Origin of the sequence: Lacticaseibacillus hulanensis (genome assembly GCF_004010095.1) — a bacterium.
In the GTDB taxonomy this organism is placed as follows: domain Bacteria; phylum Bacillota; class Bacilli; order Lactobacillales; family Lactobacillaceae; genus Lacticaseibacillus; species Lacticaseibacillus hulanensis.
On sequence record NZ_RRYD01000010.1, the window covers coordinates 31678 to 50728 of the forward strand.

Consider the following 19051-nt stretch of genomic DNA (forward strand, 5'->3'; position numbering starts at 1 on the left):
TTTTTCCTCTACTTGATTAACTTAAGCGCCGTTGTCAAAACATTCTTACCGTTCATCATCCCGTAATCCTTCATGTCAATGATGGCAACCGGAATGTCCAATTTTGCTTCCAGTCCCTTGAACAGGTACCGCACTTGCGGGCCAATCATGAGCACGTCAGGGTGTTCTTCAGACATCTTCTGGTCCACCTGGTCGGCACTGGTGGCAAAGATTTTGACATCCTCACCGGCATCAGCTGCGGCCTTTTGCATCTTGCTTACCAGCAAACTGGTGGACATCCCCGCGTTGCAGGCCAGCATAATTGTCTTTTCAGCCATAACAATCACTCCTTATTTGGTGTACGGCATTTCTACATCGCCCAAGTCGTCACCGTTTGTCGCGATAACGTTCTTGAACCAATAGAACGAATCCTTCTTGGACCGTGCCAGCGTTCCGTGCCCGGCATCGTCCTTATCGACATAAATCATCCCGTAGCGCTTGTCCATCTGGCCCGTGCCCGCAGACACGATGTCGATGAAGCCCCACGGCGTGTACCCGAGCAGATCCACCCCGTCGACTTCAACGGCCAGCTTCATCTGTTCGATGTGCTCGCGCATGTAATCAATGCGGTAATCATCGTGCACGTGACCATCTGCGGCAACCTTATCGACTGCCCCAAACCCGTTTTCCACAATGAACTGTGGCAAATGGAACCGGTCGTTAAACCAGTTCATCGCGTACCGCAAACCCTGAGGATCAATCTGCCAGCCCCATTCGGAGGCGCGCACGGTTGGGTTCCGGACGATATCCTTGTCTTCTTCATACTTATATGAAGCCGGCTCGTCGTCCTTGGCCTTAACCGTGTTGGACATGTAGTAGGAAAAGCCGATGTAATCAACCGTCCCGGCCTTCAGCACGTCGAGGTCTTCTAGGGTAATGTCGAGGTTAAACCCGGCATCTTCCTGGTACTGCCGGAGCCAGGCTGGATATTCGCCGTTTGCCTGAACGTCAATGAACCAGTAGCGCGTCTGCATCGCCCGTTCCGCCTTGAAGATATCCGCGGGTTTCGGGGAGATTGGATAGAGTGGCACCATGGCAATCATCGCCCCAATTTGGAAATCGGGGTTAATCTGGTGACCAATCTGAACGGCCAGAGCGCTCGCCACCGTTTCATAGTGGGCTGCCTGGTACATCGTCCTCTCCGCATCCTCACCCGGCTTGACCTTGATGCCGGAATTCGTGAACAATGCAAATGGCGAGCCGACGTTGGCCTGGTTGTTGATCTCGTTGAAGGTCATCCAGTACTTAACCTTGTTTTTGTACCGTTTGAACACGGTGGTGGCGAAACGCACGAAGAAATCAATGACTTTACGGTTGCGCCAGCCCCCGTATTCGGTAACCAGGTGATACGGCATTTCAAAGTGCGACAAGGTAATGACAGGTTCAATCCCGTACTTGTGCAGCTCATCAAACAAATCGTCGTAGAACTGCAATCCCGCCTCGTTCGGTTCGGTTTCATCACCGTTCGGGTAAATCCGCGTCCACGCAATGGACGTGCGGAACGCCTTTAACCCGAGATCGGCGAATAACTTAACGTCTTCTTTATAGTGGTGGAAAAAATCAATTGCTTCGTGGTTCGGGTAGTTCTTACCAGGCTGGACGCCGTCAGTAATTCCCCGCTCGACGCCATTAGCTCCTGCGGTCATCACATCGGCAACGCTAACGCCCTTACCGCCTTCTTGCCAACCACCTTCGAGTTGGTGGGCGGCGACTGCACCGCCCCAGAGAAAATCTTCGCGTAACTTTGCCATCTTGTGCTCCTAACCAACCGGTGCAAGGCACAATGCCCGCACCGATTTTTTAACTCGTTCATGAGTGACCATGCGCTGATGAACGTTACCTACTTTGCCTGCTTACAACGCAGGGGCTGTGACAAAAGTCATAGCCCCTGCCTTTTCACTTTTGCGACTAATCACTTGATGCGCTTTGTTGAAGTGGGACGCATCTATTTGATAAGCCTATCCAAACTTTGACTAATACATTCAGCAGTAACCATTAGGTGGTTGCCAGTTTCAGGTTACTACTTAGCAGCTGCAGCTTCTTCAGCAGCCAGGTTGTCTTGTTCTTCCTTGTAAAGCATCTTGTCGTAGCTGCGAATGAATGGCAGGTAAACGAAGAAGGTCATTACAAGCATGAGTGCCTGCCAGAGAGCTGTCCGCCAGCCACCAACAAGGAACCCGGAAATGATTGGTGGCGTGGTCCATGGAACGTAAACCCCGTTGAATAGTGGAATCAGTCCAATCTTGATAACGATGAACGTCAGGCCCATGGAAATCATTGGTGTCAAAACGAATGGAATGAACAGCAATGGGTTGAGCACGATAGGAACACCGAACAGGATAGGTTCGTTAATGTTGAAGATCGCAGGTCCAATTTCGAGTCCGGCAAGACTCTTAAGTTGTGCGGACTTTGCGAACCAGAACATGTAGATAACAAGCCCGATGGTGATACCAGCACCGGTAACGGTCCCGAACTGGTCCAAAAGTGCTTGGGTGAACACGTGCCCACCGTTAGCCTGGGTCAGTTTGTGTGCTGCGAACAGCTTAGCGTTGTCAGTACTGTTGGAAAGCAGGATAGCGGTCATAATCCCAGAAACAATTGAGGAACCGTGAACACCGAAGAACCAGAGCAAGGAAATCAGCAGTGGCACAATCAGGGCACCGGCGAAGGAGTCGGTAATCCCTTGAAGTGGCGTCTGGATGATGTTGTAAATCCACTGGAGCATGGATGTGTGTGCAAAGTGGTCAAAGGCCATGTAGACGAGCATCCAGAAGGTAACCAGGAAGGCTGCAGGAATCAAAGCAGTGAAGGAGTTAGCAACATTGCTTGGTACTGAGTCAGGCAGCTTGATGGTAATCTTGTTCTTAACAAACCAGGAGTATACGTAACCGACAACGAGCCCGATGATGATTGCGGCAATCATCCCTTTGCCGGCGAGCCAGCTGGTGTCAATCCAGCCGGTGATGTGCTGCGTGTTTTGAACGAGAACCTTACCGGTAGGATCGTTGATTGTGGCGGTTGGCTGCAGGACAACCAGGAAACTGATGAAACCAGTAATCCCGGCTGGCAGTGCGTCGATACCTTCGTTGCGTGCCCATTCGTAGGCAATCCCCGTTACGGCGATAATGGACATAACGTTGAATGAGAAGTTAGTCGCTTGGTTGAAGTACGGAACCAAGCCGGTGCTGGTCATCCAGGCTGCCCACGATTGCACTGGCAACGAACTCAAGATTAAGAAGACGGACCCAACAATGATGAATGGAATGGTGTAAATCATCCCGTTCTTCAGGGCAGTAATAATCTTACTGTTGGTGAACTTCATAACCTTGGGCAAAACTTTTTCGTTGATGTAATCGTTCATAATTTCACCCTTCTATATAAATCCCCCCGAAAGCGGAAACCCGCTTCCAGTTGCAACATTGCGTTCGTGCCGCCCCTAAACCAATTTGGTTAGGATTGCCGCGAATTGAAATATTGTCATCACATAAGCGTGATAATTGCTAATGATTTCGGCCAAAATCGTTGTGATTTCATATCACGTTTTAACTGTAACCGGTTACCCCTACCTGTGTACATAGTTTTGTAAGCGGTTAAAACACGTTCATCATAGAAAAACATGTCACATTTGCGTGACATGTTCCATAGAGCAACTATTCACTTGGCTTAAATGCCGTCAGAACGGCATTTTACCAGTCATGACACCCATTGTTTACTGTGCGCGTTGCTCTTCGATTCGGTGCGCGATTAATTCCATCAGGTAGACAACTGGCACTTGGGTCGTCAGGTTCAGGTCACCGTGTTTTAGCTCCGGCATGTAGTAGCTAATCACCAGATCGCTCATCTGCGCGAGCCGTGAATTGCCGTGATTAGTAACCGCAATGATTTTCACCGGGTCAGGTTGCACCTTGGTCACGAGTTCAATTACCTGCTTGGTTTCACCCGACACCGACATGATGAAGATGACCGTGTTCTTGGGCAGCGGGTTGCCTGATGGGAATGGCTGGAACACATCCCCAATCGGTAGCGCCAGCTTTCCGGCGTTCGACAAATACCGCGCGCCGTATTCAGATAGCGAGCTACCACTACCAATTCCGTAAAACAGAACCAGTGGTGCATCGTTAATCAGCTTAATCGCCTGATCAATCAGCTTGTTGAAGTCAGTCGAATTGACCTTGTTGAAAAAATCGGCTAGCGGCACCGTGATGTCGTAGGACTCAGCCGGCTGGTTTTCGCGCAGTGAGTTGCGCTGATACTGCTTCAGTGCGAAGCGAAGTTCAGAGTATCCGTCGTAACCCATCTTGTTTGCAAAGCGCAGAATCGTGGTCGTGCTCACGTGGGCCTTGCTTGCCAGCTCACGAATTGTCATCTTGCCCACTTCATCCTGGTGCCGGTTGATGTAGTTATACGTGACCGTCTCCAGTTCATTCAGCGTCTGTAGCTTGTCATATGGAAACATTGACAATCCCTCCTGTTCGTTTTGTTCGTTTACGAAACATGTTCCGAAAAATTCGGCTACTTAGCTAGCCTTATCCTCCGTGCTCTGTTTGGCCCACCCCAAAATCCCAACATTGGCTATACCATTTGCTTCAGGCCACGATTGCTAGTTAGATTTTAACACAGAAAACGGATTCACTGTTTGCTCAATAATACACATATTTACGTGTGCGGAAAACAATAACGACTGTTCTATCTATGTCACGTTACAAGTCACGCAACTAAGGCTCAATTGCATATTTAATAACAGTTGGCGCTTGCCTGTGATTGCAGGGTGTCACAATTCTATTGTCTGCTAATCTTTGGTGGGCACACAAAAAGCGCGCACCGCATCGCGGTACACGCTTTGACTTGTTTATCGGTGTGAGAAGAACTTGGACAGCGGCATGGTTTCGCCCTGCCAGCGCAGGTAGTGACCGTTTAGCGCCCGGTGGATTTGCCCCGCGTTAAGCTTGGTTGCGGCAACCGCATCGCGCACAATTAACTTACGCAGCGGCTCACCATTCACGAAGTAATCGCGCTGCGAATTAGCGATGTACTCGCCGACCGTCAGGAGAATTTCGTAACGCTTCTTCAGGTTGAACTCGAGGTAATCGTAATCCTTGCGTTGTTGCGACAAGAAGCGCCGCAGCTTGCCATCACGGCTCTTCACAAGCTCGCCGTAATAGTCCTCATCGAAGGCAACGCGCACCATGCTTTCGCGCAGGAGCTGCACTAGCGGCTCTCCGTTTTCGATAGTCACGCCGAGCTCCGGCACCGCGGTGCGCACGCGTGGCTGCGCATAGTAGCTGCCCGGTGCGGGTGATAGCCGCTTAATCCGCGCCACCGCCGCCGAAATCTCATCAACGCTAACGCCAAACTGCTGGCACAGCAGGTCGGTCGCGTTATCCGCCACCGCGGGCAGTGCCTGACTAACGATGTCACGGACCAGACTCGGCGTGCTCGGGTCAGCATCCAGTTGTAGCAGCAGGCACTCACGCAAATCGCGCGCACCAACCCCAGTGGGGTCGAGCGTCTGCAAAATCGCCAAGGCATCTTGGGCGGTCTGGTGGTCACAACCAATCGCGTTTTCCACTTCTTTAAGTGGCGTCCGCAAGTACCCGTCCGGTTCCAGGTAACCAATCAGGTCAATGAGCACCTTGCGCAGCGGCACGTCCCGGAATTCCAAATAAACTTGTTCAAGCAAGTAGTCGTCCAGCGTCTGGTCGGACCCATTCTCACCGCTGAGCCAGTCATCGTCGGTATCGACCGCGCCCGTGCGAATAACGGGCGGATCGGTCACCTTCAGGAATGGATTATCCAACTCTAATTCGTGCAGGCCCCTGGTGAGCGCCAATGGTGGTGCCTGCATCAGGCCTCCTGCATTACCAAAATGTAGTTTTTCTGTTGCTACAGCCGTGTCAGATTCTTTCATCACGTTCACCTCGTCCTCACTTATTCTTACATCTAGCTTAGCCGTTTGCGAAACCGCTTGCAAGACTTGTATTATCAGCCCGAAAGTGCTTACACAAGCTCCGCCGCCCCACCGATTATTTCCGGGTCTCATCTGCAAATTTTATGGCCAATTATCCGCACTATTTATCCGGTACGCGCGCCCAAATTTAAACCTTCCGCTAAGGTTTTTTTCAATTATTAGAATCCGCGCGCATCATTTGACTAAACGCTTTATAATGAAATTAGGGCAGGTGACTGTACCTAATTCCGCGCGGAGCTCTCCGGTAGCAACTTTCCGGAGTAGGAGCACGCGGACAATTAACGAAAATGGCGAAGTTAGCCATCCCTAAACGTGCGGCGAGCACGCCGTACCAATCATTCAAACATTTAAGAGGCTGAAAAGCATGGACAAAATAATAAACCCCGACGCTGTCCGGCAGCAGTACGCAAATGATCACAACCTGATGATTCGCGCGCACTTCCACCAGCGTTTCAACACCAATCACGAAGATTTGCGTGACTGGTTCTTTGAGCACGCTAACGTTACGAACGCAAAACGGATTCTTGAGGTCGGTTGCGGCAACGGTGACCTGTGGCAGGACCACCTTGACCTGCTCCCACTGGATGCAACCCTCACGCTCTCCGATTTTGCAGTTGGCATTCTCCAGCAGGCGCAAACCCGCTTTGCAAACAACAAGCAGGTGAGCGTCGTGCAGGTAGACGTTCAGGAGATTCCGTTCCCGGACAACAGCTTCGACGTTGTCATCGCCAACCACGTTCTGCACCACATTCCGAACATTCCTGCCGCGCTCGACGAAATCAAGCGCGTGCTGCGTCCCGGTGGCACCCTGTACGCCATGGCCAATGGCACGAACGGGCTGGAGCATTTCCTCCACAGCGCCATTCGGAAGGTCGAACCAACGTCAACGGCATTCGCCGAAAACCTGCCGTTCAACCTGCAAAACGGGGCGGAACTGCTGCGACGCAACTTCCAAGACATCACGCTGACGCAGTACCCCAACAGTCTGCACGTCACCGATCCACACGCCATTGTGGAATACGTGGCCTCAACGAAGGAAATGCAGCCGGGCATCACCACGGAACTACTGGCCGAACTGGATAATTATTTTGCCGGTCAAGCCAAACGCAACGGTGGCGCCATCGACATCAAGAAAGAAATTGGGTTGTTCACCGCGACTGCTTCTAAGTAACGGCATCACAGCCAAGCTAGCACCGCGCTAATTTTTAACAAACTGGCGGGTGCTTGGTTTGGTGTACCCCAAAGTGGGCCAAAATATGGTAATTTGGCCCCGACTATTTACTAAGCACCCGCCAATAGCTTAAACTGATAACGGTTTCTAGATGACGCAGTGCAACTATTCGGGGTGGATATTTTGGTAAATATTGTAATTCTCATTATCGTAGTTCTCGTTGCGGCGGTAATCGGCGCATTCCTTGGCGTGTCCAGTTACAAAAAGGGGCACCAAGCCACCGCACCAGGGGGCAAGGTCAATCAGTACACCAGCTTTGCCCAGAAGTTCGACGCAAACATCACCACCATTAATTGGGACATTCGCACGGCCTTTTTAACCATCGAGCCGGGCCCACAATTCGACGTTAAAATCGACAACACCGCCGTCGATCAATTCAACCTCACCCGCAGTGGCCACAAGCTCGTGTTGCAGCAACAAGAACCCCTGCAGCAGCTCGTCGACATTCCCCAATCACCGAGCGTCACCATCACCGTACCCAAGGCTGTGCACATCGAGGCCACCCAGCTGAACGGGACGCTCAAGATTCACGACGTCACGCTTTCGAGCATCGACTTGAACCACCTTAACGGCACGACCATCATCACGAACACCAAAATCAGCGACGGCATCATTACCAAGAAGAACGGCGCCACCCGCCTGGATGACGTCACCATCCCCGGCCTGCGCGTGGCCATCAAAACCGGGCGCCTGAACCTGAATGGCACTGCCTACGTTGGCGCTGATTTGCCCTATGATGACGGCAACGACACGCAACTTGATATTCAGTGCACGAATGGCCAAGTTACCGTAACGACAAAATAGTTTAAAGCAGTATCAACTAAATAACACACTAACAATAAGGCACCACAGCCTAGCAGTCATACTTTGGTGCCTTAACCTTACGCACGGCGGCCTACACAAAAACAACGCGTTACGTGAACGACAATAGTTCACGTAACGCGTTGTTTAGTTGGACTAAATTATCAACCTATTGGCCGACATTTACTCTGTGCGTAAGTAGCCGAGTTGGTGGTTACTTCTTCAAAAGCTTTTCAGCCAAGGCCTTTACTTCATCGTCGGACATGTCCAGAGTTGGCTTCATGTCGACAACAGTCTTGTCAGTGTCCTTGGCGTTCTTCTCCATGTAGTAGTCCCACAAAGCATCACGCACTGGGGTTTCCGAGTCGCTCCAGTCAAACACCGCGTTCATTGGTTCATCAAGCACAGCCGTCTTTGCTACATCTACTTCAGCCATAATTGTTACCTCCTAAAATTGGTGATTACTGTTTACAAACATATTGTAAGACCATCTACCGAACATGGCACAAGAATAAGAGGCTTTTAATCAAAAACGGCAAATTTGCGGCAATTATTCGGTGGTGTCGCACGAAACGTTGACTTTCAAAAAGCACTTGACCACAAATATCCGGAACCATTATCCGTGATTCTGCATACCACAACCGCCACTGCCTGACAAAATACGGTTCACCGCCTTCGCAATTAGACCTACAATTAGTGTACGGAGTGTTCCACCAAATCTGTTTTGCCAAAGGATATGAGCCAATTGGATTTTTTCAGCAGCACCTTCTCATCGTTAAGGGTCCCAAACTTTCGCTATTTTTGGCTCGGTCAATGCGTCTCCGTCATGGGCACCTGGATTCAGCGCACCGCCCAAACCTGGCTCGTGTACCAGATGACCAGATCCGCTTTGCTCGTCGGAGTGCTGGCGGCCGCCCAGTTCCTGCCGATTCTGCTACTGACACTTGTGGCCGGCACGCTGATTGACCGCTACCCGAAGCGCAACATCCTCATCATCACCCAGGCCGGCTTCTTGGTCCTCGGCGTGATAATGACCGCCATCGTTTACCTAAATGTTGTGCAATACTGGATGGTGCTGCTCATCGCGCTCGGTTACGGTGTTCTCCAGAGCTTCGACACACCCACGCGTCAGTCCTTTGTCGTCGAGCTTGTGGGGCACAAAAACCTGATGAACGGCATCGCGCTGAACTCGACGGTGTTCAACTTGGCCAAAATCGCGGGACCGTCAATCGCTGGGATGCTCATGGTGCAGTTTTCTGTCGGCTTTTGCTTCTTGGTCGACGCCATCAGCTACCTGGCCGTGCTCCTCGGTCTATTTTTGATTCACCAGCAGCACGTTGTCGCCGCTCCCTCGCACCAACGGATGTGGACCGACGTACTGGACGGACTGGGTTACGTTTGGCAGCACGCCAACATTCGCCTCAGCGCTGAGCTCATGATTATCGTCTGCACGCTGAATTACAACAACAACGTCATCATCCCCATCTTTGCCAAGGAGGTCCTCCACTCCGGAGCCCAAACCTACGCCAATTTGCTGTCCGCCACCGGGATTGGGTCGCTGGTTGCAGCCATCCTGATGAGCTACATGGCCAAGTTTGGCCTGCAGCGCAATATTTATTTGGCAGTTGCAATCGGTACGGCGAGTCTGCAAGCCCTGATGCTCGTCGTGCGCGCGTACATCCCCGCAATGATTTTGATGGTGTTAATTGGCTTTTGCAACATGATTTTCCTCAACCAGTCCAACTCATCGTTCCAATTCGACATTCCGAGCAACCTGCGCGGCCGGGTCATGAGTGTGTACGTCCTGCTCAACCAGGGCACCACGCCCATCGGTAGCCTGTACTCCGGCAGCATCATGGATCTCGCCGGCGGGGTTTGGGGTTTCCCGGCGTGCGGCCTGCTCGCGCTGGTCCTGCTCGTGCCGACCCTCGTTGGCCACAAGCAACTGGTGCGTCAATGGTTGGGCGGCAGCCAAAAAGCTTAGTCACCGCTGCATCAAGCAAAAACCCGGTAGTAAATCTTTGGCCAAAATGGTGGTCAAAGATTTACTGCCGGGTTTATTTTTATTTCACCGTAAATCGTTTATCGCGCCACTTGCGCACGTACGCCTTGCGCGGTTGAATGCCGCCTGCCTTTGCAACCAAGCGGTAATGGTCGCCGCGCAGCTCTGCGTGCACGCGGCCAGTTGCATCAGCGGTTAACTCCGCCACCACCTTGTGCCGCAAGCCGCGCTTAATCACCGTAACTTGTGCGTTCGGCACTACCGCCTGAGCCTTATCGTGCACCACGTAATCCAGCACGTAACGGCCGCGTGCGACCAGTAGTCCGCGCACAAGCCGGGCGAGCAGGAGCAGCAACAGGATTGCCGCAAGCGTCCACGCAACTAGCTTCAGTTTGTTGAGCAACTCAGCCCAGCGGGAGGCCGCGGCGTCCGCCTTGGTGTACGGCACACGTTTGCCGGTGATGAGTAGCCGGTGTGAATTAATCATGTAGGGCGTGCACGTCATTAGCGTCACAATATCCTTACCCGGCTGAACCCGCAGCGCCTGCATCTGCGTTGGTTCAACCGTCTGGCGTTTGTAGACCTGGTACGCCAGCGTTTTGTCGCCAATCTTGATGAAGAACTTATCCCCGTTTTTCAGTCGCGGCAGGTTCGTAAACAGTGTCGCGTTCGGAATCCCGCGGTGGGCCGAAATCACGGCGTGCGTGCTCTTGCCCCCAGTCGGGTAGCTGGTTCCATCCAGCAGGCAGGAGCCAAACTGCAGGAGCCAGTCGGTGGTGTGATCGAAAACGGGTAGGCTCACCGCAATCTTGGGGATTGTCAGGTGCGCAATCGTCGCGTTGGTCAGTTTCTTCTGGTCACGCTTGGCGCTGACCTTCGCGTTGCCCTGCTCGCTGACGGATTGGTTGAACGTGCTGAGTCCCGGGGTCATTCCGCTTGCCGCCATCTGCCGGTTGCGCGCAACGTACCCCTCGTACTCCTTACGCAGTGCCCGCTTGTTTTTCTTAGTTTCGTACGCCTGATAGCGGTCGATAACCTGCTGATTCTGGTAGGAAACCCACGCGTCACTCACAAACGGGTAAGCGACGACGCTGAGGCCAATGATAATCCACAGAACAATGAGCACATCAAAAATACCCAGCCGCTTTTTGGTTCGTTTGCGTTGCACATTATTCCCCCCAATATGTAAACGTAGGCGCGCAGGTAAAAGCCTACGCGCCTACAATTATATCAGTTATGGTGCGCTTTCACGCCCAGATTCAGTTGCAACTCACCATAACTTAATTACTTTTCAAAATTACTGATTAACACCCGCAAATTATGCGTTTGCGCGGCGCTTGCTGTATGCAACCAGACCAATAATCGTCATGGCAACACCAAAGGCAACGATTGCGATGATCCCCTTACCACCAGTGTGGGGAAGGATGCCTTGTGGGGTATCGGTAACCGTGTACCCATTTGTATCTTCAGTTTCGCCTTCTGCGGGCGTAACTTCTTTAGGACTGACCTCCTGATCATCGCCTAGAATTTTAGCGTCCTTTTGGTAGCCCTTTGGCGCCGTCGTTTCTTCAATGGTGTACTTGCCATTTGGATCAAGTCCGTATTCCGTACTGCCTACGTTGTACTTAATTGCGGCGGTGAAACCAAACTGCCCGTTACTGTCAGAGATGAATGGTGTGGGACCGTCAGTGAGGTCAACCCAGCTAACGTCCTTTTCCGTACCATCAAAGCCGTCGCTGTACCCATCAACTTTGGCGTACTTACCAGCAGCGTTCTTAATGTAAAATTCCGCGCCCTGAAGTACTGTCTTCTGATTGCTGGCATCAACCTTGGTGAACTTCAGCTGGTAGTGACCATTAATCACGTCCTTGGGGTAAACGTGGGCCATGCCATCGCTTGCAGTCTCAGTTGGCAAACTAACCACGAAGTTCGCAGATGCCTTGTAACCGGCTGGGGTCGTGCTTTCGTGGAAAAGGTAAATGGCGGGCTTACTTAACTCCTGCACGACCTTACCGTCGGCGTCCTTCTTTGTCCAGGTACTGTAATTGGGCAAATTGAACGGTTTGCTTGTAGTGCCATTATCATCTGTTATGTGTTCATCTCCGACTTGGTGTCCACTAACATCAAACTTGTCCTTAGCGTTTTCTGCAGGGTTAGCCATTTCCGCAACCTTGGTACTCATGTCGGGATCTTTGCTATCAGTCTGAATAACGTCGTGTTCGACTGCGTCCCAATACTGCTGGGTGATGTCATAAACTACAAACCCGGCACCGTTAACGGTTTTTTGGTCCGTCACTACCTCATTTGTGGAGTAGCGGCCCTTAACTTCCTTAGCTTTAGCTTCATCCGGCACCGCCAGTTTAGTTACCACGACGTCTGTCGTCCCTGTCTTATCCCCGTCATCCGCACTAACCCGGCTACCAGCACCAATCCCGAGCCCAATTGCCCCGGCCATCACTGCGGCGCTGAGCAACGTCAGCGCCTTCTTTAGAAATGTCTTCTTCATCATTATTTCTCCCTTTATTAGCGTGCCTGCACACGTTTATACCAGTAACGTCCTATTAACAAACTTACAAGTAAGAAAATCCCCAAAATTGTTAACCATGTGGCGCGCGCCGACCCGGTTTGGGGCAACCAGCCAAAGGTTTTTGGCAACAGGTGTCTCAATTTACCGAAGATACCCGTGTTTGGTAATGGCGGATAGCCCCACGGTGATTGCGCGTTGACCACATTAATCGCAGCCACTGCGCTACTGTATTTGCCCGGCACAATCGTGAAATCCACGGGGTGCTCGCTGCGCATGTACCCCTCTGGTGCACGCACCTCGACCAGCTCGTAATCACCCGCTGGCAGGCCATCGATGGCAAAACTACCATCGTCCTTGCTTTGCAGTGTCAGTAGCGACTGCGTATTGTTACTATCGGTTATTGTTCCCGTAACAACTTGCCACTTTTGTTTCTTAGTTAGATACTCACCATCAGCGTTGCGGACAACGAACTCCGCGCCGGCGAGCTTTTCACTATAATCATCTGCATCGACCTTAACGAAACGTTGGCCACCAGTTTCAATCGGCGTCTCGGGCCCGACATTCTTCGGGTACAAATCAATGCGTCCTGCCGCGCCCTTAACGGGAAGCACGATCACTAGATTTTGCGTCCCCGTGACACCCTTTGGCGCCTGCGTTTCGCGGAACAGGTACACAGCATTCATGCCGTGGCTGTGCATTGGCAAACCGCCGAACTCTGCTGTACCTTCCCCGCTCGTGGTCACCGCCTTGACCGGATTGTGCGCCACGTAATCCGCAGCGGCAATTCGGTTTTGGGCGTCCGTCATCGCCGCTTCTGTTTGCGGCGCCGTTGACCAGAAATCTTGTGTGACGTCATAGGCGGTGAAGGTGACACCGTTTAACGGGCTGCCCTGATCACCAAACGGATTGGTGTGCCCGTCGTTTGTCGTGTCGGCTGGCACAGCATCTGGAGCAAACACCAACTTGTGGAGCACAACGTCAACCGTGTCACTGGTCTCGGCTGCTTGACCCCGTACCGGAGCGGCGGCGAGCAGCCCTATAAGCACTGCCAGCAACATCGACGCGGCCAGGATGCGGATTCGTTTGATAAACTGACGCATCTACATCACCCCCCTAGTCTTGCGGAGGTGCAGGGCAATTGCCCCAATTCCGGTCGCAATCAGCCCCAACACGATGAAGGCGAGTCGGCCGGAACCCCCCGTGAATGGGAGAATGGGCTTAACCTTATTCTTCACCGTAACTTCTGCCGGGTTGGACTCATCGTTCTCGCTCGTGACAGAAATCTTTTCGGTATCTGGGTTGTTGTTCACGTCGTAACCACTCGGCGCCTTAACCTCTTTGAAGTAATAGTCACCAGTGGCCAAGTTCTTCACCAGAATTTGCCCATCTTTATCTGTCTTTAGGTTTTGCTCAACCAGCTCATTGTTGGCGTTGTACAGGTCAAATTCTGCGCCAGCAAGCGGCGCCCCCGATGCGGCATCTTTCTTAGTGAGCCGGATGGCCGCGTTCGCCTTGGGGTCGTCGACAGTCTCCGATGTTTGGGGCTGCTTTTCAGTGTTTGCCACAGAAATGGTTTTACCATTGGCATAATCCGGATTAATCTCGTACCCCTTAGGCGCCTCGTCTTCTCTAAGAATATAATTGCCATTCTTCAAGCCGCCCCACGTTATTTGACCATTGGCATCGGTGGTGCCGGTCCTTATGACCTTCGACCCTTGAAGCAGTGAAAACTCTGCATACTCCAGCCTCTTCTTATTATCAGTATCCTCTTTGATTACCTGAAGCGAACCATTGACCCCATCACCGGTACCACTACTGGTAACAACGTCCGTCTTGGCGGTTGAATTACCAGTAATCACCTTATCAGTATAACCGGTGATATTAACATCATTAATCAACGTATCTTTGGGTGTTGAACTGTTAATGGTTGATTGATACGTCACCCGATAGGTTTTATCGATGTCGTGCTTGAAAGTCAATTTAGTCTCGGTTTGACCCGTAGCTTGGTCAACACTGGATGTGACATCGTAATCAACACCTAGCTGTAGTATTGTTGAGTCTTTGCCGACATCACCTTCTTGAGGCAGATAGACCTTATCATCATTCCACGTATCGTGATAAAGCTGCTGTACCTTCAGCGTGGACAAGTCGACAACCTGATTGGCACTTGCTGTATCGGTAATTACCACATTGCTCATTTCCGCTTGGGCCACGTTGATGTCAACCGTCCAGTCAACTTTTGACTTGTCGTCTATGTTGACTACCCCAGATTTGTTAATTAGCTTTCCGCCAGTGGCAAACCAATATTGATTAGCAGGAATTATTTTATCCTCATCACCGTTATGAAAGTATGCAGTATTATCGTATCCGTGGCTCTCAGCCAAATCCATTGGCTTAATGTCAAAGATAATGGCATACGCATCAGTCAATCCAACTGGCAAATCCACTTTAAGTGTTGGATTGGAATCGGTCGGCTCAGTGAACTTGAACCCCTCCGCTTTGGCATCAATCAACTCGCCAGCGTTACCGTTAATGATACTGTTGTAGTCGGTGTTGTACTTACTTTCACCGCTTTTGTTTAATTTGTACACTCTATAACTACCAGGCACATACTGTTGATCTGAATTAATCGGGTCCGTTACTTCAGCGCCGGTAGCTAATTCCTTGTTGTCCGTATTGATAATTATCGTCCATGTCAGCAAATTGGTTTGCGGACTGTAATTACCGTACTTTGTGTCCTGACCACTTGGCGGCGTGAAGTGCTTTTCTTTGTGGTTATCGTAACTGTCACCCACCTTATTGGTGATGTCCTTGCTTTCATCGTACTTGGTTGTGTACTTAATCTGGTAGTGGTCCTTTACATCGTCCTTAAAGGTAACCTTGAAGCCTTTATCATTCTTTGCGAATGTGTAGGCGCCCGCGTCCAGATTCTGCTTAGTGGTCACATCGTAAACTGTGAGCGAACCATCCACAAACGTCAGCCCAGCTGGCAAGTCGTCCTGGACCCAGTAATCTGTTAGGGTCTGCTGGTTGTTCTTATTGACATCAATCCGCCAGTCAACCGTTTTGTTCTTTGCATCAGCGTTGCCGTAGTTCTTCTCCAGGCCAGTATCAATCTTGTCCCTGTGCGGCTTCGCAGTTCCTATAGCAGTAATTGGCTTGCCAGGATTTTCTTCAACGGTGTTCTTAATCTCGACCCCACTATCTGGCATGTTCCCGTCCACATGGGTGTTGTAGTTGATAAAAATTGGCGACTCGATATCCTTGTTGAACGTGAGGGTAAACTGTTTGCCGTCATCCGAATAATCAATCGTGTAATCTGTCCCGCTTGTAAGGTGCGTTCCACCGTATAGGACATCATTTCCACCATAGCCGGCCTCAGCCACGATGATGCCACCATCGGTTTGTCCCGACTTGATGTACGATTGCTTGTCATCCAGCTTGTCGGTTAACGTCGTGCCCGCCTTGATTGTTTGGCCGTATGGATTGTAGGTGATTTGCCAGCTGTAATCATTTTCACCAAACGCATCCCCGACAAGCTTTTTTTCCAGCATCTGGTGCGGCTTGTAATTAATCGTCACGTTGTAGCTGTTGCTTGGCGGTGTTTTTGGCTGATTCTCGCCCCCGTATTTAAGAGTGGCCTTGTTGGTGAACGTCACATTTTCTTCCGCCTTGCTCGGATCGGTCAAAACGGTAGTGTACGTTACGTTCAGCGGCTTGTTAGTCTTGGCGTAAGCACCAATAAACTTAATGTTGTTGCCGTCTAGTTGATAATCGGTGCCTTCCTTCAGCTCCTGACCATTTGATTCCGTCCCGTCAGTCGCAACAATCCCCTCGTGAACGGCAACACTATCTAATTTAATTCCGCTCGGTAGTTCCTCTTGAATGTACGGGTTTTCCATTTCCTTACCCGTATTGTTGAGGCTAATGGTCCATTCTTGCTTCAGACCACCGTCAATTGATTTACCAACCTTACTAATATCGTACTGATTATTTGGCAGCAATGTGATGGGTACCGTGACGTCCTTGTGATCCTTAATTGGAATGACAAGATTATGATTGCCCACGGTTTTGTTCTTCAATGTCCCAACGTTGTAGGTGAATGTCCCTTTGACGTCACTCATATTCACAGCATTTTGGTTGAACGTTAAGGTAACCGTGCCGTCATCGATAACCTTGTAATCACCAACATCATCCAACTGCCCAGTTTGCGCTGCAGCCGTGATGTCATCTGGTAGCTTGAACGTGATGTAATCGCCAGCCTTCAAGGTCTGCGCGATGTCGTCCGGAATCGCCCATGTGTAGTTCAGCGAAACGACATCGTTCAGCGTTACCTTTTGACTATCCACTTCCTGATTTTTCGTGTCGTAAAACTTAACATCGGCGCCGGTAATTATTTTCCCCGCATCAAGCGCCGTACCCTGACTGCCATCAGCCCCTGCCATTCTCATGGGTGTGCTCCCAGTGATTAACTGCACCAGGATAAACAGAACCATGAGCGCCGTGCTAATCCCAGCAACACGCTTAAAATTATTCACAATTTATCCCCCCGGATACCTGCATCAACCAACTGAACTAATATGTATGCCCAAGTAAAACTACACAAAAAGGGAGCTAGCATGTTGTTGGCTAACTCCCCGTTAAAAATTTCACAAAATTTTCGCGGTTTAAAAAACATATAATACGACTCAACGTTCACCGAGCCGCAACACCCCCGTTGGTTCCCCCGAGCCAACATACAGTAGGGTAGCACTGGATTGTACGTAAAACAACGCCTTTTAATGTTAAATAACGTCGCATTTTATTTCAGTTGTATATACATTATTGATGTCGTTGGTTTTTCGTGTCATCTGTGGTTGGGACCATTAGCAATAAAAAAACAAAATTATTTTTATTGAAAGTTAAGACGTTGATTATGACGTCACCTAATCAGCACCAAATCCCGAAAATATCCACCCCGACCAATGTTGCATTTCCGCCTCGACAAACCAATTTAACCGCCGTCGTATCAGTCGTCTAGACCAAATTTGTGCATATACCGCTCATCTTGGTTGCCCAAACCGATTTCTTTTTGTGCAAGCAACAAAACTCCGAGTTTGTTCTGAAATTACGGTCATAAATAACTGAAGTTCTCCAGACCAATTCGACCAATATTGGCCGTTTTGTTATCAAACCTACTTTGCTATACAAATAATGGGTCCGCAAGCACCTGCTCACGGACCCATCATCAACTATTTGCATTAATACTATGCGTTTGCACGCCGCTTGTTGTATGCAACCAAACCGATAATCGTCATGGCAACACCACAGACAACGATGGCAATGATCCCCTTACCACCAGTGTGGGGGAGAATACCTTGTGGAGTATCGGTGACCGTGTACCCCTTTGTATCTTCAGTTGTGACTTCTGCGGGCGTAACTTCTTTAAGACTGTCCTTCTGATTAACATCAAGAATATTAGCGTCCTTTTGGTAGCCCTTTGGCGCCGTCGTTTCTTCAATGGTGTACTTGCCATTTGGATCAAGTCCGTATTCCGTACCGTTTACGGTGTACTTAATTGCGGCGGTGAAGCCAAACTCCCCGTTACTGCCAGAGATGAAGGCTGTGGCACCATCAGGACCGTCAACCCAGCTAACATCCTTTTCCGTACCGTCAAAGCCGTCGCTGTACCCATCAACTTTGGCGTACTTACCAGCAGCATTCTTAATGTAAAATTCCGCGCCTTGAAGTACTGTCTCCTGATTGTTGGCATCAACCTTGGTGAACTTCAGCTGGTAGTGACCATCAATCTCGTCCTTGGGGTAGACATAGGCCTTGTGGTCATTTGCAGTCTCAGTTGGCAAACCAACCACGAAGTTCACGGATGCCTTGAAACCGGCTGGGGTCGTGCTTTCGTGGAAAAGGTAAATGGCAGGCTTACTTACTACCTGCACAACCTTACCGTCGCTGTCCTTCTTTGTCCAGGTACCGTAATTGGGCAAATTGAACGTGACTGTGCCAGCAGGACCTGTTGTTTTTTCAGTCCGGATTGGGTCTCCGCTAACATCAAACTTATCCTTAGCGTCGGCTTCCTTGTCCGTAGCATCGGCTTCCTTATCCGTAGCGTCGTCTTTCTTATCCGGAGCTTCGACTTCAGGGTTGGCCATTTCCGCAACCTTGGTACTGCCAACATCGGGATCATTGCTATCAGTCTTAATTATATCGGCGTCGACTGCGTCCCAATATTGCTGGGTGATGTCATAAACTACAAACCCGGCACCCTCAACGGTTTTTTGGTCCGTCAACACCGTATTTGTGGGGATACCCTTAACGTCAGGTTCACCCGGTACCGCCAGTTTAGTCACCACGACATCGGTCGTCCCCTTCGGATCAGCCGTGTCCGCGTGCACCGCACTGCCAAGACCTGCGCCGAGGCCAATTGCCCCAGCCATCACTGCTCCGCTGATTAACGTTAGCGCCTTCTTTAGAAATGTCTTCTTCATC

The 19051-nt window shown here is 50.6% G+C and carries 14 protein-coding genes; 3 read left to right on the forward strand and 11 right to left on the reverse strand.

Translation table 11 applies throughout. From position 1 onward, the window contains the following. Positions 1-8: 8 nt before the first annotated feature. From EKN00_RS03585 to EKN00_RS03605, 5 genes are all read right to left on the reverse strand, one after another. Positions 9-317, reverse strand: a complete 309-nt coding sequence (locus EKN00_RS03585; protein WP_127848785.1) for a PTS sugar transporter subunit IIB — start codon at positions 315-317, stop codon at positions 9-11. A 12-nt stretch (positions 318-329) separates the two neighbouring features. Further along, positions 330-1790 (reverse strand): 6-phospho-beta-glucosidase, encoded by a 1461-nt coding sequence (locus EKN00_RS03590; RefSeq protein ID WP_127848786.1) that lies wholly within the window; start codon positions 1788-1790, stop codon positions 330-332. Between the two features lie 269 nt (positions 1791-2059). Further along, positions 2060-3400 (reverse strand): PTS sugar transporter subunit IIC, encoded by a 1341-nt coding sequence (locus EKN00_RS03595; protein ID WP_127848787.1) that lies wholly within the window; start codon positions 3398-3400, stop codon positions 2060-2062. Between the two features lie 348 nt (positions 3401-3748). Next, complete coding sequence (locus tag EKN00_RS03600; protein ID WP_127848788.1) at positions 3749-4495, reverse strand: MurR/RpiR family transcriptional regulator; 747 nt, start codon at positions 4493-4495, stop codon at positions 3749-3751. Between the two features lie 393 nt (positions 4496-4888). Next, positions 4889-5947, reverse strand: coding sequence for an RNA polymerase factor sigma-54 (locus tag EKN00_RS03605; protein WP_164848007.1), 1059 nt, complete (start codon positions 5945-5947; stop codon positions 4889-4891). 424 nt (positions 5948-6371) lie between these two features. Here EKN00_RS03605 and EKN00_RS03610 point away from each other — a divergent pair, with 424 nt between their 5' ends. Then, complete coding sequence (locus EKN00_RS03610) at positions 6372-7178, forward strand: class I SAM-dependent methyltransferase (protein ID WP_127848790.1); 807 nt, start codon at positions 6372-6374, stop codon at positions 7176-7178. 183 nt (positions 7179-7361) lie between these two features. Continuing rightward, complete coding sequence (locus EKN00_RS03615) at positions 7362-8042, forward strand: DUF4097 family beta strand repeat-containing protein (protein ID WP_164848008.1); 681 nt, start codon at positions 7362-7364, stop codon at positions 8040-8042. 211 nt (positions 8043-8253) lie between these two features. Here EKN00_RS03615 and EKN00_RS03620 read toward each other — a convergent pair whose 3' ends face one another. Then, positions 8254-8475 carry a P8 family protein gene (locus tag EKN00_RS03620; RefSeq protein WP_127848792.1) on the reverse strand — a complete coding sequence of 74 codons (222 nt, stop codon included), beginning with the start codon at positions 8473-8475 and terminating at the stop codon, positions 8254-8256. Positions 8476-8775: 300 nt separating this feature from the next. Between EKN00_RS03620 and EKN00_RS03625 the strand changes: the two genes are divergently transcribed. Further along, a complete protein-coding gene (locus EKN00_RS03625) occupies positions 8776-10023 on the forward strand; it encodes an MFS transporter (protein WP_127848793.1) in 1248 nt (415 codons plus the stop codon). A gap of 79 nt (positions 10024-10102) precedes the next feature. Here EKN00_RS03625 and EKN00_RS03630 read toward each other — a convergent pair whose 3' ends face one another. From EKN00_RS03630 to EKN00_RS03650, 5 genes are all read right to left on the reverse strand, one after another. Further along, positions 10103-11209 carry a class C sortase gene (locus EKN00_RS03630; protein ID WP_241559456.1) on the reverse strand — a complete coding sequence of 369 codons (1107 nt, stop codon included), beginning with the start codon at positions 11207-11209 and terminating at the stop codon, positions 10103-10105. A 150-nt stretch (positions 11210-11359) separates the two neighbouring features. After that, a complete protein-coding gene (locus EKN00_RS03635; protein WP_164848009.1) occupies positions 11360-12547 on the reverse strand; it encodes a pilin N-terminal domain-containing protein in 1188 nt (395 codons plus the stop codon). A 17-nt stretch (positions 12548-12564) separates the two neighbouring features. Then, complete coding sequence (locus tag EKN00_RS03640) at positions 12565-13668, reverse strand: pilin N-terminal domain-containing protein (RefSeq protein ID WP_127848805.1); 1104 nt, start codon at positions 13666-13668, stop codon at positions 12565-12567. After that, positions 13669-17106, reverse strand: a complete 3438-nt coding sequence (locus EKN00_RS03645; protein WP_127848795.1) for a collagen binding domain-containing protein — start codon at positions 17104-17106, stop codon at positions 13669-13671. Positions 17107-17814: 708 nt separating this feature from the next. Beyond that, complete coding sequence (locus tag EKN00_RS03650; RefSeq protein ID WP_127848796.1) at positions 17815-19050, reverse strand: pilin N-terminal domain-containing protein; 1236 nt, start codon at positions 19048-19050, stop codon at positions 17815-17817. Position 19051 lies beyond the last annotated feature (1 nt).

Bases quoted from the DNA above. Each gene is read 5' to 3' on its own strand.
- EKN00_RS03585 (WP_127848785.1), bottom strand. From the start codon at position 317: ATGGCTGAAAAGACAATTATGCTGGCCTGCAACGCGGGGATGTCCACC.
- EKN00_RS03605 (WP_164848007.1), bottom strand. From the start codon at position 5,947: ATGAAAGAATCTGACACGGCTGTAGCAACAGAAAAACTACATTTTGGT.
- EKN00_RS03595 (WP_127848787.1), bottom strand. From the start codon at position 3,400: ATGAACGATTACATCAACGAAAAAGTTTTGCCCAAGGTTATGAAGTTC.
- EKN00_RS03600 (WP_127848788.1), bottom strand. From the start codon at position 4,495: ATGTTTCCATATGACAAGCTACAGACGCTGAATGAACTGGAGACGGTC.
- EKN00_RS03590 (WP_127848786.1), bottom strand. From the start codon at position 1,790: ATGGCAAAGTTACGCGAAGATTTTCTCTGGGGCGGTGCAGTCGCCGCC.
- EKN00_RS03650 (WP_127848796.1), bottom strand. From the start codon at position 19,050: ATGAAGAAGACATTTCTAAAGAAGGCGCTAACGTTAATCAGCGGAGCA.
- EKN00_RS03625 (WP_127848793.1), top strand. From the start codon at position 8,776: ATGAGCCAATTGGATTTTTTCAGCAGCACCTTCTCATCGTTAAGGGTC.
- EKN00_RS03610 (WP_127848790.1), top strand. From the start codon at position 6,372: ATGGACAAAATAATAAACCCCGACGCTGTCCGGCAGCAGTACGCAAAT.
- EKN00_RS03635 (WP_164848009.1), bottom strand. From the start codon at position 12,547: ATGAAGAAGACATTTCTAAAGAAGGCGCTGACGTTGCTCAGCGCCGCA.
- EKN00_RS03620 (WP_127848792.1), bottom strand. From the start codon at position 8,475: ATGGCTGAAGTAGATGTAGCAAAGACGGCTGTGCTTGATGAACCAATG.
- EKN00_RS03640 (WP_127848805.1), bottom strand. From the start codon at position 13,668: ATGCGTCAGTTTATCAAACGAATCCGCATCCTGGCCGCGTCGATGTTG.